Annotated in this window: 15 protein-coding genes and 1 pseudogene; 13 read left to right on the top strand and 3 right to left on the bottom strand. The window is 52.6% G+C overall.

Going from position 1 to position 18652, the window contains the following annotated elements:
* Window positions 1-226: 226 nt before the first annotated feature.
* From L9W92_RS04235 to L9W92_RS04205, 7 genes are all read left to right on the top strand, one after another.
* Entirely contained in the window at window positions 227-817 is a 591-nt protein-coding gene (locus tag L9W92_RS04235) for a hypothetical protein (protein WP_240082498.1), read from the top strand.
* A gap of 558 nt (window positions 818-1375) precedes the next feature.
* Window positions 1376-3199 carry an S-layer homology domain-containing protein gene (locus tag L9W92_RS04230; RefSeq protein ID WP_240082497.1) on the top strand — a complete coding sequence of 608 codons (1824 nt, stop codon included), beginning with the start codon at window positions 1376-1378 and terminating at the stop codon, window positions 3197-3199.
* A gap of 11 nt (window positions 3200-3210) precedes the next feature.
* Window positions 3211-4785: an S-layer homology domain-containing protein gene (locus tag L9W92_RS04225; RefSeq protein WP_240082496.1), complete on the top strand. Its 1575-nt coding sequence runs from the start codon at window positions 3211-3213 to the stop codon at window positions 4783-4785.
* Window positions 4786-4854: 69 nt separating this feature from the next.
* Window positions 4855-6708 carry an S-layer homology domain-containing protein gene (locus tag L9W92_RS04220; RefSeq protein WP_240082495.1) on the top strand — a complete coding sequence of 618 codons (1854 nt, stop codon included), beginning with the start codon at window positions 4855-4857 and terminating at the stop codon, window positions 6706-6708.
* A gap of 157 nt (window positions 6709-6865) precedes the next feature.
* A complete protein-coding gene (locus L9W92_RS04215; RefSeq protein WP_240082494.1) occupies window positions 6866-7450 on the top strand; it encodes a molybdopterin-dependent oxidoreductase in 585 nt (194 codons plus the stop codon).
* A gap of 106 nt (window positions 7451-7556) precedes the next feature.
* Window positions 7557-9053 (top strand): S-layer homology domain-containing protein, encoded by a 1497-nt coding sequence (locus L9W92_RS04210; protein WP_240082493.1) that lies wholly within the window; start codon window positions 7557-7559, stop codon window positions 9051-9053.
* A 101-nt stretch (window positions 9054-9154) separates the two neighbouring features.
* The gene (locus tag L9W92_RS04205) at window positions 9155-10309 is read left to right on the top strand and encodes an Ig-like domain-containing protein (protein WP_240082492.1); all 1155 of its coding nucleotides are present in this window, start codon (window positions 9155-9157) and stop codon (window positions 10307-10309) included.
* Window positions 10310-10345: 36 nt separating this feature from the next.
* Here L9W92_RS04205 and L9W92_RS04200 read toward each other — a convergent pair whose 3' ends face one another.
* Window positions 10346-11227 (bottom strand): Rpn family recombination-promoting nuclease/putative transposase, encoded by an 882-nt coding sequence (locus L9W92_RS04200; protein ID WP_240082491.1) that lies wholly within the window; start codon window positions 11225-11227, stop codon window positions 10346-10348.
* Window positions 11228-11518: 291 nt separating this feature from the next.
* Here L9W92_RS04200 and tnpA point away from each other — a divergent pair.
* The 4 genes and pseudogenes from tnpA to L9W92_RS04180 all read left to right on the top strand — a co-directional run bounded on the left by tnpA (window position 11519) and on the right by L9W92_RS04180 (window position 14412).
* Window positions 11519-11973, top strand: a pseudogene (gene tnpA, locus L9W92_RS04195) (IS200/IS605 family transposase).
* Between the two features lie 324 nt (window positions 11974-12297).
* Complete coding sequence (locus L9W92_RS04190; RefSeq protein ID WP_240082490.1) at window positions 12298-13023, top strand: energy-coupling factor ABC transporter ATP-binding protein; 726 nt, start codon at window positions 12298-12300, stop codon at window positions 13021-13023.
* Window positions 13005-13697 (top strand): energy-coupling factor ABC transporter ATP-binding protein, encoded by a 693-nt coding sequence (locus L9W92_RS04185; RefSeq protein WP_240082489.1) that lies wholly within the window; start codon window positions 13005-13007, stop codon window positions 13695-13697. Before L9W92_RS04190 ends, L9W92_RS04185 begins: the two co-directional genes overlap by 19 nt.
* Entirely contained in the window at window positions 13687-14412 is a 726-nt protein-coding gene (locus L9W92_RS04180) for an energy-coupling factor transporter transmembrane component T family protein (protein WP_240082488.1), read from the top strand. Before L9W92_RS04185 ends, L9W92_RS04180 begins: the two co-directional genes overlap by 11 nt.
* A 286-nt stretch (window positions 14413-14698) precedes the next feature.
* On the opposite strand, the gene gap is transcribed toward L9W92_RS04180, so the two are convergent.
* A complete protein-coding gene (gene gap / locus L9W92_RS04175; protein ID WP_240082487.1) occupies window positions 14699-15709 on the bottom strand; it encodes a type I glyceraldehyde-3-phosphate dehydrogenase in 1011 nt (336 codons plus the stop codon).
* Between the two features lie 332 nt (window positions 15710-16041).
* On the opposite strand from gap, the gene L9W92_RS04170 reads away from it, so the two are divergent.
* Window positions 16042-16878, top strand: coding sequence for a DnaD domain-containing protein (locus tag L9W92_RS04170; RefSeq protein ID WP_240082486.1), 837 nt, complete (start codon window positions 16042-16044; stop codon window positions 16876-16878).
* Window positions 16879-16926: 48 nt separating this feature from the next.
* Complete coding sequence (locus tag L9W92_RS04165) at window positions 16927-17661, top strand: ATP-binding protein (protein WP_240082485.1); 735 nt, start codon at window positions 16927-16929, stop codon at window positions 17659-17661.
* Window positions 17662-17696: 35 nt separating this feature from the next.
* Here the strand turns inward: L9W92_RS04165 and L9W92_RS04160 are convergent, their stop codons facing one another.
* Window positions 17697-18569, bottom strand: a complete 873-nt coding sequence (locus tag L9W92_RS04160; protein ID WP_240082484.1) for a DUF2225 domain-containing protein — start codon at window positions 18567-18569, stop codon at window positions 17697-17699.
* Window positions 18570-18652: the final 83 nt, after the last annotated feature.

Here is an 18652-nt window from a genome sequence, read left to right as displayed (position 1 = left end):
AAACAGTGTATCAATAAAAACAAAAAATAAAAAAACATTACTTAAATATTGAATAAGTTATTTACAGTAGTTTCATGTTGGTTTATAATATATATTGATACATGGATAATTTATGAAAATGAGGATAATACAGAAAGGGGAGGTGAAAAACGGGTAAGTCCATAGTTCGATCTAACGACTGGCTTGGCCGCGGCAGTGCAAAAATAAAAAAACGAGGAGGATAAAAATGAAATTAAGAAGCCTGAAAACACTGGGTGTATTGCTGCTGGTGGCATTGTCCATTTGCCTGACCAGCGTTGCCGCTTTCGCGACTACCAATTCCGTGGATGTTTATCTGCACGACATCAGTGACAATACGGACTCACATTTAGCAACGTATAGCAGATCCGATTTGGAAACTAATTTTACTAATGCTAAGTATAATTATTCAACCGTTGATTGCTCCGTGCCGCCTGTGTATAAGTATTACACCGCCAAGGGGCCGGAATTAGAGGACGTTTTAGAGAATGCCCTGGGGAGTAGTCTGGACAACGTTGAGAGCATCAAGTTTGTAGCCTCCGACGATTACGTTGTGGAACTCGACAAGAGCAGTTTGCTGGACACTACACGCTACTATTATGATTCGGTCAGCCATTCGCTACAGTACGCGGTGCCGGCGATACTTGCCACCAAGTATGCCAACGGCGAGGATGTTGCTGACGGTTCTTTAAGCACCAGCAATACCATCAGGAATTTCTACGGTCAGACAACTGAAGATGATTACACCATAAATAACTTTAATAAAAACATTACAACAATTTACATCAATGTTCCTTAAAAATAACCGCCGGTTGGCAGAAGGTTACAGAGTAAAGTAATAGATTGATTGTCAACTGCCGCGGCCTATGGTTTTGGGAACGCTATTAAAGCGGCCAGTGCCTTTTCATGGTAACTGGCCGCTTTTCTGCATCTTATAACCTAATTTCTTCTAGGCGAAGCGGGTGCCCCCATATTGCCGGTGTGGCACCGCAGGGGGAATTATGCTGTATCCATGACCAAGAGACAGCGCAACTACGGGAATAATAATCAATATAACACAAATGAACAATAGTGCTGTTAATTGACAACTATGTTACGTTAGTTTATACTTTGTATGGTTATTTATACTATTAAGCATATTTACGCAAAATATTACATCTATAGCGCGGAGCCATCATATAAATTCTTCAAGCAGTTTAACACACTTGATTCCAACACCTGCTCAAAGCATACTAACACCGACAATCCTAACCCGGGTCAAAAAACATTACTACGATTTACGATAAATATAACACAATTTGCCAGAGATACGTCCGTCATGTATTATCATCAATATTTCTTTGGGGGGGAGATGTTTTTGCTCAGCCTTGAAAACAAGATATTGCGCGCCCTGTTCCCGGCGGTGATCGCCTTGGCCATGCTGTTAAGCCATGGCTTCGCGCAGCCGGCCGGGGCGGCGGAGGCCGCCGGCGACACGCTGTTGTCCGCGGGCGGGCTGAAAGAGGCGCCCGCCCTGGCGGCTGACGCGGCGCAGAACGTGATCAGGAAGCCGGTGGAGCTGACCTTCGCGGACGACGCGTCCTGGCGGGGGGCGATCAGCGGGGTCAGCGTGGACGGCGCGGCGCTGGAGGCCGGGAAATACGTCATAGACGCCGGCAAAATCACCATCGATAAAAGTGTGTTCCGGACGTCCGGGGATTACGCCGTCGCCGTCCAGGCCGGCGGCTATGCGGACGCGCAGGTAACGCAGAAAATAGGCCTGCTTTATATCACGGGCGACGGGGTGCCGCGGGAAATTGTCTTTACCCGGGCCGAACTGGCGGCGATGGAGCAGGAAAGGGCGGTGTTTTCCGCGACGAACGACTTCCCCGCGGATTTAACGGTGGCCGCGGCGGGGGTGCCGCTGCGGGCCTTGCTGGCGCAGGCCGGAGTGAAGCCGGAAGCCCGGATGATTACCTTTACGGGCAGCGACGGGTACAAGGCCGAATTCATGATCGATGAGTTGTTGAAAACAAAACGCTACATATTCCCCGACAAGACGGAGGTCGAGCCGCTAATAGCGCTGGAGCGGGCGGAGAGGTCCACTGATTTCAGCCAGGTGAGCGAGCAGGACACGCCGGTGCTGTGCATCGGCCAGCGGGCGCGGACTGAGCAAACCCTCTTGAGTTTCGTCAAGATCCTGCAAACCATCACCGTAACCACTGATGCTCCGGGGCAGTGGGCCGGGCCGACGGCGCAAATCATCGACCCGGCCACCCGGCAAAAAGCGGCCACGCCGGGCGGCGCGGTAAAGCGCGGCGCGCAAATCGCCCTGGCGGGCGACCCGAAAACAAAGATTTATTACACCACCGACGGCAGCGCGCCGGACCTCGACAGCGAGATCTACAACGCCCACGGCTGCGGGCCGCTGGCGGGCCAGGCCGAGCCGATCGTGGTGCAGACGGACACCACGGTCAAGGCTAAAGCCGTCGGATACGGCAAAAGGGACAGCGAGGTTGTTGCATTTACTTTCACGGTGGACGATACGCAGCCTGACCAGTCAACTGATGAACAAGTTGTTGAGGACAAACCTGCCGGGCAAGAAGCGCCGGCCGCTGAAAAAGGTACGGCCTTTACCGATATTCAGGACAGCTGGGCCAGGGAGGATATTGAATTTTTGGCGGCCAGGAAACTGATCCACGGCAAAAGCGATACCACCTATGAACCCGGCAGCGAGATCACCCGGGCGGAGTTCGCCGCCCTGCTGGTGCGAGCGCTGGGCTTGCCGGAAGGTGTTTTGCCGGAAGGGCGGTTTCAGGATGTGGCCGCTGCGGACTGGTACGCCGGCAGTGTGGCCGCCGCCGCGGATGAAAAGATCATCATGGGCTGCGCGGGCGGCTTCTTTAGGCCGGGCGCTCGAATCACCCGGGAGGAAATGGCGGCCATGCTCGCCCGGGCGGCGCGCGCCGCCGGGAAGGAGGAGACTTTATCCGGCGGCGGGCTGGAACAGCAGTTGGCCCGGTTCAAGGACCGGCAGCTGATTTCACCCTGGGCGGCGGAGGATGTGGCCATGGCTGCCCGGGCCGGGATCATCGAGGGCCTGCCCGGCGGTGACTTTTCACCCGGGGCTTATGCCGACCGGGCCCAAAGCGCGGCGGTTTTGAGACGGTTCCTGACTTATATTGATTCCAATACAATGTGAGGTGGATAGTGATGATTAACATTAGGGGGTTTAGACTTAATAAACTGCTGGCGGCTGTCGTGGGGTTATGCATAATCGCCGGGCTGCTGGCCGCGGCGCCGCCGCCGGGGGCGGGCGCGGCTGAGCCGGTGGCGCTGACGGTGACGGGCGACGGGGTGGAAAAAACGGTGCAGTTCACCCTGGCCGACCTGCAGGCGCTGCCGCAGAAAACGTACACTTACTCCGGATATAACCACTGGCCTTCTTTGCAGATTTTTAAAGACATGAAGGGGCCGACGTTGAAAACCCTTCTGGACGCGGCGGGATTAAAGGAAAACGCCACCATGATCAGGTGCAAACTGTCCGCGGATGTGTATAGCGAGTTTACCAAGGCACAGCTGCTGGACGAACCCAGGTATTATTTCCCCGATGGGGAAGACGAGGATAATCTGGGGAAATGGCCGCCCACCCGCAGTGAAAGAGGGAAAGTGCGGGTGGAAACGATGCTCGCCCTGAACGAGTCCAACGGCAAAATAATCTATGGCCAGTGCGCGCTGAACGAGCCGACTTGCTGCAAGAACCAGATGCTCGGAGGGCTCTGCGAGGGGGGAACGATTGAAGTAACGACCGAGCCCCTGGCGCAGTGGGAGGCGCCTGCCGCCGATATTCCGTCCGGCGCGGTTGCTTCGGGCAAGAAAGTAACCCTGCAGCACCGCGACGGGACGCCTTATCACGCCATCGTGTATTACACCCTGGACGGGAGCGAGCCCACATATGGAAGCAACATATTCAATATCAGCTACCCCACCTTCCAGCCCGAGTTGAACAGGCCCATCCCGATTAGCGGCAATATGGTCATTAAGACTAAAACAATAGGCATGGGCAAGTTGGACAGCGAGGTGGTCACTTATCAATACAATACGGGGTCAACGCCCCAAGCCGGCGCGGTTGAAGAAAAAACCGCGGACAAGGCAGAAGACGTAAACAAGCCGGAAAGCGCCGCTGAGGCGGGGGACAAGGCGGCGGCAGCGGCAAAACCTGAACATGCCAGGTATTTTACCGATCTGGAGGGGCACTGGGCTAAAGACGATATCTATTCATTGGCGGATAAAGGCATTATTGACGGGGTGACCGCGACGGAATTCCAGCCGGAAGAAAAGATCACCCGCGCCCAATTTGCCAAATTGCTGGTCACGGCGCTAAATATTGAAGCAGAGCAGGATGCGGCGCTTGCCTTCGCCGATGTGCCGGCCGGGGCGTGGTATCGCGATTACGTGGCGGCGGCAGTCCGGGCGGGATTAATTATGGGCTACACCGACAGCGCCTTTGCTCCCGAGGAAAACATCACCCGGGAACAAATGGCGGTGATCCTGGCCCGGGCCTTGCAAATGAAAGCACCGGAGGCGGCTTCCGGCGATGCCGGGCAAGTAATGGACAAGTTTGCGGACAAGGGAGAAATCTCGCCGTGGGCGGGGCGGGAAATAGCGCTGGCAGTATCGCGCGGTCTGGTAAGCGGCCTGAGCGCGGATACTTTCGGGCCGCAAATAACCGCCACCCGGGCCGAGGCGGCGGCCATGATTTTGCGGCTGTATAAGCAAGTACAGTGACCGTAAATGTTTCAAAGGTAAGTCCGGAAAGATTGTGCAGTAACTTTGAAGAGGTGAGTAAGAAGCATTATGAAGCCGCTTCGGATGGTCAAGTTATTAGCGTGTGTCTTGACGGTTCTGGCCGTGTCTTTGCTGCTGTCCGGCGCCGGTTACGCGGATGACGGGGAGGTCAAGGTGAATCTCACTTCGCACAGCTCCCACCGCGTGTACGGACCGGGCGACCGGGTTGAAATGGAGGGAACGGCGCAAAATCTAAAGGAAGTTTCCATAACCGTTCAGGATGAACGGGGCGAGTTGGTATACAGCTGCCGGCCCCAGGTGGAAAAAGGTGTTTTTACGGCCGGCTTCACACTGGAGCCCGCGGCGGCCGAAGGCAAGTACACCATTATCCTCGGCGGCGCGGACCGGCCGGAGTTGAAAAGGTATAAATTTTCAGTATCTTCAGCAGGGGGTCCCGAAGACCAAACGGCGGCGGGCGCTGTTCTTACCATTAATGGCGACGGGGTGGCAGAGGAAGTTTCTTTCACCCGCGCCGAGCTGGAGGCGATGAGCCGGGAAAGAGAGATATTTTCAGTGGTCAGCGACTGGCCCGGCAATTTATTTGTGGCTGCAGAGGGTGTGCCGCTGCGGACCCTGCTGGAGCAGGCCGGCATGAAGCCGGAAGCCCAGATGATTACTTTCCTGGGCAGCGACGGTTACCGGATCGACTTCACCGTGGATGAACTGTTGAACGAGCCGCGCTACTATTACCCCAATCTGATGGAATCGTCAACCGACGGCAAAGAAGCGGTGCAGCCGCTGATTGCCCTGCAGCGGGTGGAGGATGACGACGATTTCGCCAAGATGAGCGACCGTGACACGCCGGTGTTGTGCTTCGGCCAGCGGGCGCTGACGGAACAAACTCTTTGCGAGTATGTCAAAAGGTTGAAAACCATTACCGTCACGACGGAATCCCCGGCGCAATGGGAACCGCCGGCTGTAAAAATCATCGACCCTGATACCCGGCAAGAAGCCGCGGTGCCGGGCGGCAAGATTAAAAAAGGCTCGGAAATCGTCCTGACAGGCGACCCAAAAGTAAAAATTTATTATACCACCGACGGCGGCACACCAGACCTGGAAAGCAAAATCTACAATGTCAGCTTTCATGTTCCGACTTTAAACAAGCCGATTGCAGTGGAAAATGACATCACCGTTAAAGCTAAAACCGTCGGGTGGGGCAAGCGGGACAGCGAGGTTGTTACCTTTACATTTACAGTGGACGGGTTGCAGCCCGGTCAGTCAGCTGCCGAACAGGCCGTTGAGGATAGACCTTCCGGACAGGAAGCCGCAGCAACTGGAAATGGCGTGGCTTTTACCGATATCCAGGAAAGCTGGGCCAGGGAGGATATAGAATATATGTCGGCCAGGAAGCTGGTCCGCGGCAAAAGCGAGACTACTTATGAACCCGGCAGCGAGATCACCCGGGCGGAATTCGCCGCCCTTTTGGTGAGGGCTCTGGATTTGCCGGAGGGTGTTTTACGGGAAGGGCAGTTTCAAGACGTGGCCGGTACGGAATGGTATGCCGGCAGTGTGGCCGCCGCCGCATATGAAGAGATCATCACGGGCTATGACGGCGGTTTCTTTAAGCCGGATGCCTGCGTCACGCGGGAGGAAATGGCGGCCATGATCACCCGGGCGGCGCGGGCCGCCGGGAAAGAGGAGACTTTATCCGGCGGCGGGCGGGAACAGCAGCTGGCCCAGTTCAGGGACCGGCAAATGATTTCACCCTGGGCGGAGGAGGATGTGGCCCTGGCTGTCCGGGCCGGGATCATCAAAGGCCTGCCCGGCGGGGACTTTTCACCGCTGACAAACGCCGACCGGGCTCAAAGCGCGGCGGTTTTGAAACGATTCCTGACTTATATCAATCCCGCCGCGGCGCAGTAATAGAAAATGGTATTTAAAAATAAAATTTATCGTGGGATAAGTGAACTTTGGGTATGTAAATAAACGGCGATTTTGAGGCCTTATTCAAAGAGGGAGTGAGTCCGGGGATAAGCGAGGGATTGTTTGAGACGTGAATTGGTGCTCAGGGGGTGGCGAAATGCCTGAAAATAATGCTGATGAAAGTAAAGTGAAAGGTATTAGTAACAAAAAGTGGCTGGCCCTGGGGGTTGGACTGCTGGTCCTGATTATTGCCGTCTGCTCATATTTAACCCGGGAAAGCGGCCCGCAGGAAGGAACGGTGGTAATTAAAGCCGGCGCCGACACATTAGGCAGCTTTACCGTTGCCGACCTCCGGAAATTACCGGCCGTTGAAAAGAAAGTGATGGTTCAATCCAATTGCGGCAATAATTGCGGCAATAATAGCGGCAATAGCAGCGATAGCGGCGAGAACATCATTGAGTACGATTTTACCGGCACGCCGCTTCTGACTGTATTGAATAGTATTGATCCCGGTCTGGCCCAAAAGCACAAAAAAATCATTACCAGGGGGGTCGACTACTACAGCCAGGTGCTGGAAATGTCTGAAGTGCTGCAGCCGGACAATGTGTATATTGTTTATGCGGATAATGGCAAATCATTGCCAACCAAGGCAGGCGGGGAGGGGAGCCTGCAAGCCGTTGTTTGCGGCGACAAATCCGGGCAGCGCTTTACCAACTGGCTCGTGAGCCTGGAGCTCCAGTAAGCGCCGCCGGCGCGGAGTACGGGAGTGAGTGGCGGCGATAACGCCGTGTGGAGCGGCGCGCTTTACTGAAGATATACGTTTAATGTTTTGTGCGAGGTGAAGAGTAATGATAAACAGCAGGGGTTTCAAGCTGCGTAAATTTCTGGCCGCCATGGCGGGGCTGTGCCTGGCTGCCGGTTTCTTGTTCATGGCCGTGCCGCGGGGCGCGGGCGCGGTTGCTGAACCGGCGGCGCTGACGGTAACAGGCGACGGGGTTGAAAAAGAAGTGACCTTTACCATGGCTGATTTACAGGCGCTGCCGCAGAAAACTTACACTTATTCCGGGTACAACCACTGGCCGGCGCTGAAAGTTTTTCAAGATATGACCGGACCGTCGCTGCAAAGCATTTTAGACGTGGCCGGCTTAAAGGACAATGCGACTCTGCTCAGGTTGAAACCAACCGGCGGCAGGTTTGTGCACGCTGATTTCACCAGGGAACAGTTGCTGGAAGAACCCCGGTATTATTTCCCCGAGGGTGAAAATCCCGGCGATCTGGCGGATTGGCCGCCCATTCGCGGCGAGAAGGGAAAAATACCGGTGGAAACGATCATTGCTCTGAACGATTCCCAGGGCCGGATATGTTTTGGCCAGCGGGCGCCGAATGAACCCACCGGCGGTGATTGCGTGATGATTCAGGAAATGTGCAACGGGGGAGTCATTGAAGTGCTGACGGCGCCCCCGGCGCAATGGGAGGCGCCCACCGCCGATATCCCGTCCGGCACGGTTGCCCCGGGTACGAAAGTAACCCTGCGGAAGCCGGATGAGGCCGCGGATAATGTCATGGTGTACTACACCCTTGACGGAAGCGAACCTGATTATGGAAGCTATATATTTAACATCAGCTACCCCAGCTTCCGGCCGGAACTGAACAAGCCGGTGCCGATCAACGGCAATTTGATAATTAAGGCAAAAACCATCGGTTTCGGCAAATTAGACAGTGACACGGCAACTTTTCAATATAACATCGCCACAGGAACGGCAACGCCTGCTCTAGCCAGGGATTTTGCCGACATAGCAGGGCACTGGGCCGGGGACGACATTAAAGCTTTAGCGGAAAAAGGAATAATTGACGGGGTGACCGCCACGGAATTCAAACCGGAAGAAAAGATCACCCGCGCCCAATTTGCCAAGCTGCTGACCGCGGCTTTAAAGATCAAGGCCGGGCAGAATACGGGTATTTCTTTTGCGGACGTGCCCGCCGGGGCGTGGTATCACGATTACGTGGCGGCGGCAGTCAAGGCGGGACTGATCATGGGCTATAGCGACGACATTTTTGCTCCCGATGACAACATCACGCGGGAACAAATGGCGGTGATTATTTCCCGGGCGCTGAAAATGAAGTCGACGGCGGATCTGTCTCATAGTGTAACTGAGCAAATAATTGACAAGTTCAAGGATAAAGGGGATATATCGCCGTGGGCGGGAAATGAAATATACCTGGCGGTGTCTTGCGGCATAGTAAGCGGCGTGAGCGAAGACACCTTCGCCCCGCAAGTGACTGCCACCCGGGCGGAAACGGCGGCCATGATTTTGCGCTTAATGCGCTGGAGTGAAAAGCAATGAAGTTGAGAGGGCCCGAATTCAGACCTGGGCCATGGAAAGCCGTCGTCGTCGTAATGCTGCTGACCGCGCTGCTCAGCCTGTTGTGGGTTGCCGGGCCGGTCATGGCGAGCACCGGCTGCGGCACCGGCGTTGAAGGCGTGGCGGCCGACACGCTGACCATTAAGGTCGGCTATTTCGGCGGGCCCTATTACACGAAGAAGGTCTACACGCTTAGCGACCTGGACGCGCTGCCGCAGGTCAGGCAGGCCTATACCTTCATCGACAGCCTGCCGGCGGTGTGCGTGGACGCGGCCACGGGGGTCAAGCTGACCGATTTGCTGGAAGACGCCGGCATCGACGTAAACTCCGCGCAGAAATTTTATTTTTTTTCAACTGACGTCAAAAAGGGATGGTACCAGTGTTTAGACAAGTCTTTCCTGCTGGACACCCCCCGTTTCTATTATCCTAATCTGCCTGCAGGCTGGGATTACGAGACCGCCTCGTCCACACCCGAGGCGGTATACGGGGCGGTCCGGGTGGAGCCGCTCATAGCGTACAAGGACAACTGGCAACGGTTTGACGCCGCCCCGGATTTTAGCACTTACGATACCTCGACCAGGTTCAGGCTGCTGTTTGGTCAGAGCGACGCCGATGAGCATACTGCTCCCCAGTCTGTCAAATGGGTGCATGCGATCGAGGTGATGCTGGGCGGCACGCCGCCGGCCGGGGTCACCCTCGACCGGGACATGGTTAACCTCAAGGTCGGCAGCATGGTCCGGCTGAAGGCGACCGTGGCTCCGGATGAAGCCACGGACAAGACCGTGCGCTGGAGTTCCAGCGACACCGGTGTGGCCACGGTCGATAAAAACGGCCTGGTGACGGTTGTCGGCGAGGGTACGGCTACGATCACCGTGACCACTGTGGTCGGCAATTTGACGGCCGCCTGCGTCGTGAACGGTCCGGACCAGGATACTGGCGGGCAGGGTATTGCGTCAAACGACGCCGGTGAGACGCGGGGGACTCCTCCCGGGCCGCCGGAGTCCGCCCGGCGTTACCTGGCGGAAAAGGATGCGGCGGTTGCCGTTTCCATGGCCGCTGCGCCGGAACAATCGGGCTACCAGCCCTGGCGCGTATTCGAGATGTCGGCCGACGCCGTGCCCCTACGGCGGCAGGAGCAAAGCAAGGCGGGTATCTATGGGGCGGTTTTATTTATTATTCTGTTCCTTTTCGGGCTGGTCAGAAGATATAAGGAGTATTTAAGGGAAATAGCAACGTGACAGCTTTTGCGCCACAGCCGCGGCGTTTCGCTCCTGTCATTCTTTGCGGAGTGCCGCGATCTCTTCTTTGCTCAGTCCGGTCGTGAGGGAAATTTGTTCGTCTGTAAAATCTAATGATAGCATTTTTCTGGCAATGTCCAGCGCCTTTATTTTTTCTCCTTGCTCAATTCCTTGTTTGATTAAATACTCTTCGCTGGATACACGGTCCAGATACCATTTGCGCCTTTGTTGATAAGCTGCCCTGGCAAATTCGTCCGCGCTGGCCCGGGCGAGGATTTTTTCAGCCATTGCAATCACCTCGTTCCGTTTTTTAATGGTTTCGATCAGTCCCCGCTTTTTCATGTTTGCCGCGTCTTTGATAAAGATGAGCCATTCTTCCAAAGTGGTGAGGCCGGTGGCGTCAGCTTGGCCGGATAACTTGTTTAGCTGCAAGTAATGTATCTCCAGATCGCCCACCAGTTGGAAACCGCGCCGGCGTTCCCGGATGTCAAAGACACTGTGGTAGTGCTCATTTTCCCGGATCAGGTTGAAATCAAGGATATTGATGACAATGCAAGGATTGATCTCAAAGTAAGACTCGCCTGCTACAATTTGTTCGGCGTACATGGCGGACCAGTAGTAAAGGGAACGTTTGCGGTAGTTGTCCGTATTTCTGATTTGTATTTCAATATCCACCAGTTCGCCTTCGGCGGTCTTTACTTTAATGTCCATGATTGATTGTTTGGCATCATCAAAGGGTTTGTCAGTATAAGGGTTGAGGTAAATAATATCCGTAATTTGTTCATCCTCGTCCCGGTCCAGGATAGCGTTTAAAAGAGCTATTAAGACAGTTTTGCTCTCTTGTGAATTTCCGGCAAATATCTGTTTAAAGGCAAAGTCTATCTTGGGGTCCATTAATTTAATCCGGGTTTCGGACAAGTTGGTCCACATCCCTTTTCGTTTATATAGCAATATTGCAATATTGCTATATTAGTTATTATACCAAATTCCGGTGGATATAGTAAGCGCAACGAATATGTTTAAAAATAATTGCACCGCCCCCGTTGATTCTACTTTAGTAAGTTCTCCTGGCATGATTTTAGCCAGGAGAACAAAAAACCGCCCGCTATGCGGGTGGGATTCAATGCTTAAGCAAAGCAACACCTTTCTGCCTTCTGTTAAAATGATGAGTGTTCAAGCCATCAATAAAACAGAAGAAAGGTGTTGCTTATGGCAGAGAGTTTAGCACATACTAAATGGCTGTGCAAGTACCACATAGTGTTCATCCTAAATACCGAAGGAAAATAATATACAACGAGCTACGGGCAGATATAAAGGAGATAATTAAAGATTTATGTAAGTGGAAAGGTGTTGAAATAGTAGAGGGGCACATGATGTCTGACCATATCCATCTGTTGCTTAGTATTCCGCCGAAATATAGTGTGTCGCAGGTGATGGGGTACTTGAAGGGAAAAAGTGCGATGATGATTTTCGACAGGCACTCAAACCTGAAATATAAATTTGGCAACCGGCATTTCTGGGCCGAAGGATATTATGTCAGTATAGTAGGGCTGAATGAAAAAACCATAGCAAAGTATATACGCGAGCAAGATAAATATGATCAAATAATGGATAGAATTTCGACGAAAGAACTTGAGAACCCTTTTAAGGGTCCTGCCAAGTAATCAGTGCACATTGGCTTGAACGAAGTTTAAGCCAGCGTCATTTAGGCGCTGGCTAGTAATTAGCCCTTATAGGGCTCGTGCAAGCCACCCCATTTTGGGGTGGTCTTGACTAGATTTTGAAACAATATAACAATATGCGCGACGCAGCGATTCTTGCTTGAATAAACTACGTTGCAACGTGATTATACGGGCCATGGATTGACAATTATGTGATGAGGATTTATATTATGTGCATTAATGCAGCCAGATTCAGGCTGCTGGAGGCGTTTTATGAGCGGGCGGCAAAAATGGGACGGGATGTGAAATTCACTGACGGATGCTGTGGTGGCGCGGGGACTGACTTATCAATACCGGCCGGGCGGTCCCTTCATATTAAATAACATCAGTTTTCAGGCAGGCCGGGGAGAAATAGTGGTAGTGGCCGGCTTGAGCGGCTGCGGCAAGAGCACCCTGTGTTTTTGCCTGTGCGGAGCCATCCGCCACAACCGGGACGGCGTGCTGGCGGGGGAAGTGCTGCTCAACGGCAAGAACGTGCGGGAATTGAGGGCGGCCGGCCTGGCGCTTGAGGTGGGCATGGTCTTTCAGGACCCCGACACGCAGCTTTTTTCGCCGACGGTGGAAGATGAAATTGCTTTTGCCCCGGAGAATCTTTGTCTGCCGCCCGGCCGTATCCGCGAGCGAGTAGAGCATGTGCTGGATCTCCTGGGGATTGCCGCTTTAAGGGAGGCGAATCCTTACCGGCTTTCCGGCGGCGAGAAACACCTGGTGGCTTTGGCGGCGGTGCTGGCGCTTGACCCGCCGGTGCTGCTCCTGGATGAAGTAATGTCCAGTCTTGACAGCGCGGGCAGGAAGAAAGTGGCGGCCGTTCTGGAAAGACTCCGCGGCGCGGGGAAAACCATCATTGCCGTGGAGCACGACCTGGAGGCGGTTGATTTTGCCGACCGGTTGATGGTGATGGAAAAAGGGGCGCTGCTTCGTTATGGCCGGACGGAAACGCTTCTTGCCGACCGGGATTTTATGGGAGAGAAGTTATGGCATTCTTGGAACTAACCCGGGTTTCTTTTTCCTATCCCAAGCGCGGCAGGCGCGTGCTGACGGAAATCGACCTGGCGCTTGACCGGGATGAGATAACGGCTATCGTCGGGCCGAACGGCGGCGGCAAGACCACCTTGACCAAGCTGATGATCGGGGTTTTGCAGCCGTCCGGGGGACAGATCCGCCTGGACGGCCGTCCTCTGGCGGGATATTCGCTGGGGGAAATCGGCCGCCGCGTCGGCTACGTTTTTCAAAATCCGGACGTGCAGCTTTTTTGCGGCACGGTGGCCGAAGAGATAGGTTTCGGCTTGACCAACCGGGGTTATAAGCCGGAAATGGTGGAGGAAAGGATTCAGTTCTACCTGGATTATTTTGAACTGGGGGTCTATCGCAATGTCTTTCCCCTGCACTTGAGCCGGGGGGAAAAACAACGGCTGGCCATAGCCGCCGTGCTGGCCAACGAGCCTTTGTTCCTGATCCTGGACGAGCCCACCGCCGGCCTGGACGCTTACCGGAAAAAGCTGCTGGCGGATTATTTGCAAAAAATTGCCCGGCTGGGCAGAGGCATGATCCTGGTCAGCCATGACGAACCCTTTGTCGGCAGAATGGCGGAACGGGTGGTCGCCTTGAAAGACGGCCGGATCCAGTCGGACAGCGGGCGGAAAGGAAACGCTGCCTATGAAGCTTGACCCCCGGACCAAAATGGTGATGGTTGTTTGCCTCTCAGGCCTGGCCTTGCTTTATAACACGCCGGGACAACTGCTCCTGGTGTTTGCGGTTACTGTGGCGCTGTTAATGATTTTTCATTTTGAGCTTAGTGTTATCGGGGATTATCTAAAACCGTTTTTATCCTTGATGCTGTTTCTTTTGGTAATCCAGTGCGTCTTTTCGCCGGGGGGCGAGGTGCTGCTGGCCGCGGGGCCGGTGCCGTTGATTACCACCGGGGGCTTGAGCATGGGGGTTTGTGTCGTTTTGCGCATTATGACGGTTGCCGCCGCCGCCATGCTGTTCACGACGTTCAGCTCCAGGGACTTTATCCTGGGCCTGGTGCAGTGGAAAGTTCCTTATGAACTGGCCTTCATGGTTTCCATCGCGCTTCGTTTTTTGCCGGTTTTCCGGGATGAATTGAGCAACGTGGTTACCGCGGTCCAACTGCGGGGAGTTGAACTGAAGAAGGTCCCCTGGAGGGAAAAGATGGCGTTGTACCGGCGCTTGTTTTTTCCCGTGGTTTACGGGACCATGCTCAAGGCTCAACAACTGGCGGTGTCCATGGAGGCCCGCGGCTTCAGGGTTTATCCCCGGCGCACTTACCTCAGGCGGCTGAATTTGCTTGGCGCCGATATTGCAGTAATGCTGGTTTGCCTGGTGAGCACCATTATGCTTATCGCGCTGCATTTCACTTGAAGCCAGGTTGTCAAAAAGAGCCAATTAACGCGGCTTTGAGGATTGGGAGGCCTTTTTTATTATCTGTGAAACAAGCACCGATTAATCAGGAACGACGTATATTAATAAAAAAATAGGGAGGTTATAAGCAGTATGGAAGCTAAAGCGGAAGGTTTGGGCGGTATTGGTTTAATATTCCTGGTTTTCATCTTGCTGATTTTCGGTTGCTTCTGTTTCTTTATTTAACAGGTAAAAGCAAAATGAAAGGCTTCCATACCGGAAGCCTTATTGCTCGTTATACCGTTCACTAAATGCCCTTTTCCCCGATATGCGCGATAAGGTCGATAATCCTGTTGGAATAGCCCCATTCATTATCATACCAGGCCACTATATTGATCATGCTGCCGTCAATGACCAATGTGGACAAGGCGTCAATGGTAGCCGAGTGCGGATTGCCGTTGTAATCGTGTGAAACGAGAGGGAGCCCGCTGTAAGCGAGAATCCCTTTTAATTTGCCTGCCGCCGCGGATTTAAGCGTTTCATTAATCTCTGCCGCGGTGGCCGTCCGGGTAATTTCAGCGGCAAGCACTACTGTGGAAACGTTGGGAGTCGGCACACGCATGGAAAGGCCGTTCAGCTTGCCTGCTAGTTCCGGTATGACCAGCGCCACCGCCTTGGCCGCACCGGTAGTGGTAGGGATGATGGACATGGCCGCGGCCCTTGCCCGGCGCAAATCTTTGTGCGGCAAATCCAGAATTTGTTGATCGTTGGTGTAAGAATGGATGGTAGTCATTTGACCGTGCAAAATGCCGTACCCGTCGTGAATGGTTTTAACGATGGGCGCGAGGCAATTTGTGGTGCAGGAAGCGTTGGAAATGATCCGGTGCCGGGCCGGATCGTACTTGTCCTCGTTTACCCCCATGACAATGGTGATATCTTCATTTTTGGCCGGGGCGCTGATCACAACTTTTTTAGCGCCGCCGTGAAAGTGTTTTGAGGCGCTTTCGCGGTCGGTAAACCGGCCGCTGGATTCAACCACTATATCCACTCCATAATCGCTCCAGGGGATGGCGCCTGGTTCCGGAATGGCAAAGGCTTTGATCTCTTTGCCGTTAACCCGGAATTCTCTTTCCTCGTTCGCGTAAATATCGGCGTCAAGGTAACCATGCACCGAGTCGTACTGTAAAAGGTGCGCCATGGTGCAGGCGTTTGTCAGGTCGTTAACGGCTGCGATGTCGATATCCGTTCTTTTCATCGCCGCCCGGAAAACAGCGCGGCCTATGCGCCCGAAACCATTGACGCCAACTTTTAGAGACATGTCGGGACCCTCCCTTGAATAATATGCGGGCATTAAGCTTGCCATATAGGAAGTTTGCGCAATATATTTTCCTGCAGGCTTGTTTCAAAATCATTGGCATGTTGTTTTTTCTTATAGTTCCCAAGGTATATGAAAACTACTCGCGTTCAAATAATCTTGTTGAGACTGCCAAAGCTTGCGGACAACTTTGCTTACTATTAGTTAGGGGGAATGTGACGGAACGCAATGAAATGAGCAGCGGCCGTTTTACGGGGTAGAACGAGGGTGGACAAATATCCAGCCTTACCATAAAATAAACTATAAGGACAAACTAGGGGAGGTTTCACGTTCTGATGATTGAATGGCATAAGGAAAAAATTATCAAATGCGACCAAAAAGTTAATATTACGGCCGCCTTTGGATCAGAACTGGTGCTTGAGGGTTCAACGGCCATCCCCAATATATTATTGAAAATCTATAATAAAATCGGTATTTCCGACTTTCAGATGATCATGTTGATTCAAATGATCAGGCTTTATGTTGAGGAAAAAGAGCTTTATCCGAGTCCGGAGAAGCTGGCGGACTGCATGGAAGCCGATCCTGCCCGGATCGAAAAGGAACTGGCTGGCTTAATGGAAAAAGAGATTATCGCTGTCAGCGAATATTTTGACAGCGAACGGAAAGTAATTTTTGAAGGATATGATTTTGAACCTCTTTTTCTAAAGATTTCGGATATATGGGCGGGAATCCGGGCAAAGGATATCGAAGAGTCTGAAAGGCTATTGAGAATTACGGTCGACGGCCGCGATTTTGACGACAAAAAGTTTGATGACAGCGCGGCCGCCCTGATTCCGATATTTGAAAATGAATTCGGCCGGGCTCTGTCTCCGTTGGAAATTGAACAAATTGAACAGTGGGCGGAGGAAAGAGATCCCAGGCTGGTTGTTGAAGCTTTGAAGCAAGCTGTCTTAAGAGGCAAGCATAACTTCAAATACATTAACACTATCTTGATGGGCTGGAAAAAGAACAACCTGAGGACCCTGGAAGAAGTCGCGGATTATGACCGGGAATTTCAGAGCCGCCGTTCAAGCCGTACCGGCCAGGGGGGCGAAACTGGAAAAGGCGGCCTGAATAAAGCCGACAGAAACAACTCCCGGAAAAAAGCTTTCATTAAAACGCTGTACATATAAAAACGCTGTACATATAGGTATTATTTAAGGAAGATGAGGTAGGAAATATTGGGAAAGGCTTGCGATCTGTGCGGGGACCGCGGAATTATCCTGCAGGGAGATGTGGCGGTGCCCTGCAGCTGCGGCAGGCAAAAAGCTATCGCGAGGCTTTTTAGAAATTCCTGTTTGCCCCAAAAGCTTTTAAATTGTTCATTAGCCAATTTTAACTTCAAGTATTACGCCAGAGACTGTGTGGATGAAAGCAAGGGGATTTCTTATTATGAGCTCGCGCAGCTGGCATATCAGGCCGCCAAAAAGTTTATTGCGAAATTCTTGCAGGAACCCCGCACGGATGGACTGATGTTTACCGGCCAGGTGGGGAGCGGCAAAACTTTTCTCGCCTGCAGCATTGCCAACGCTTTATTGAAAAGGGGCAAAACGGCCCTTTTTGTGGTTGTGCCCGACCTGTTGGATCAGATCAGGTCGACATATGATATTGCGCGCAATGCCGGCGATTACACTGAGTTTGATCTGGTGGAAACCGCCAGGCAAGTGCCCTTGCTTATTCTGGATGATCTGGGCGCGCACAACTATACGGAGTGGTCAAGGAACAAAATTTATTCCATCATCAATTACCGCTTGAACCACTGCCTGCCGATTATTGTAACAACCAATATCACACCGGAGGATCTGGAAGAATACCTGGGGGAAAGGACTACTTCACGGCTGCTGGAGATGTGCAAGCCTTACCGCCTGCTGGTGGATATAGATATCCGCGCTGTTCAGCGCAAAGAAAGAGATTGAAAATCCCGCCCTTGCTCATGAGGACGGGTTTTTATTTAACATCGGTTTTTTAACTGTTGATTGTTCTCGCGCAGCATTTGCCGCACCTCGTCCCATAGTTCCCCGGCCTGTTTTGACACTATGGGATGAACAGGCCTGTGCCGGTTCAATAAAATCCGTTCCAGCCACCTGGCTGATTCATAATACCTGCCGGTTCTGAAATATAAAACGGCAATTAAGTATGTGATATTTAGTTCTTTCTGTATTTCTTGGAAAATTTCATTGTTATAAGCGGACACAAGGGATGAGAGCGCCTTTTCAATATAATCCGATTCTTTCGCCGGGTTGTTCTTATAACGGTACAGCCAGGCTATCTTTAAATACAACATTCCTTTTGTTGAGCCTTGAGCCGGCTTTCCTTGAAGCGCCAATAAGGCCAGCAGGAAAGTTTCCACTGCTTGATCCAGATTGCGGACGCCGCTGTAGTCTCTCGGCGGGCGATCAGGCAAAAGTTTTTCCAAACGCGATTTTATCGTTTTACGCTGCTCATCGCTCAAGCGCATCTTTTGGATCTCTTCGGTGTAAGCAAAACCGCAATGGGAACAAACCATTACTTCGTAATTAAGCGGGTTGACGGAATCATAGTATTTGCAGTAATCATTATCCATGTGGGTCATGCGCAGGTACTTGGACCTGACCTTTGGTGATTCGAATCTCTTGCCGCAAAGTGGGCAGACAGTTTTTACATAATACAGCATATCCTTTTCTTTAATATTTATTTCAGCTTTTTTCGCGCTGTCCTCGAATGTATCTTCACTAATATTTTCCAAATATTGCTCTAATGTTTCGGCGAGCACACTGTGCTTGCCTTTGCTTTTAAAGGCGAACGTATTTTTCCCCTCCGGGCACCGTTCTGCAGCCGTGTTCATATTATCACCTGCCAACTGAATTAATATGACTAAATTTTACTTTTTATTTGTCATGTTTTCTGTGACCGTTGTCACATAACAGC

This window comes from Pelotomaculum terephthalicicum JT, from assembly GCF_022410535.1.
GTDB classification, from domain to species: domain Bacteria; phylum Bacillota; class Desulfotomaculia; order Desulfotomaculales; family Pelotomaculaceae; genus Pelotomaculum_D; species Pelotomaculum_D terephthalicicum.
This window is presented reverse-complemented; position numbering and strand designations above follow the sequence as displayed.

Bases quoted from the DNA above. Each gene is read 5' to 3' on its own strand.
- L9W92_RS04210 (WP_240082493.1), top strand. From the start codon at position 7,557: ATGATAAACAGCAGGGGTTTCAAGCTGCGTAAATTTCTGGCCGCCATG.
- L9W92_RS04220 (WP_240082495.1), top strand. From the start codon at position 4,855: ATGAAGCCGCTTCGGATGGTCAAGTTATTAGCGTGTGTCTTGACGGTT.
- L9W92_RS04170 (WP_240082486.1), top strand. From the start codon at position 16,042: ATGATTGAATGGCATAAGGAAAAAATTATCAAATGCGACCAAAAAGTT.
- L9W92_RS04160 (WP_240082484.1), bottom strand. From the start codon at position 18,569: ATGAACACGGCTGCAGAACGGTGCCCGGAGGGGAAAAATACGTTCGCC.
- L9W92_RS04185 (WP_240082489.1), top strand. From the start codon at position 13,005: ATGGCATTCTTGGAACTAACCCGGGTTTCTTTTTCCTATCCCAAGCGC.
- L9W92_RS04225 (WP_240082496.1), top strand. From the start codon at position 3,211: ATGATTAACATTAGGGGGTTTAGACTTAATAAACTGCTGGCGGCTGTC.
- L9W92_RS04180 (WP_240082488.1), top strand. From the start codon at position 13,687: ATGAAGCTTGACCCCCGGACCAAAATGGTGATGGTTGTTTGCCTCTCA.
- L9W92_RS04205 (WP_240082492.1), top strand. From the start codon at position 9,155: ATGGCGAGCACCGGCTGCGGCACCGGCGTTGAAGGCGTGGCGGCCGAC.
- L9W92_RS04235 (WP_240082498.1), top strand. From the start codon at position 227: ATGAAATTAAGAAGCCTGAAAACACTGGGTGTATTGCTGCTGGTGGCA.
- L9W92_RS04215 (WP_240082494.1), top strand. From the start codon at position 6,866: ATGCCTGAAAATAATGCTGATGAAAGTAAAGTGAAAGGTATTAGTAAC.
- gap (WP_240082487.1), bottom strand. From the start codon at position 15,709: ATGTCTCTAAAAGTTGGCGTCAATGGTTTCGGGCGCATAGGCCGCGCT.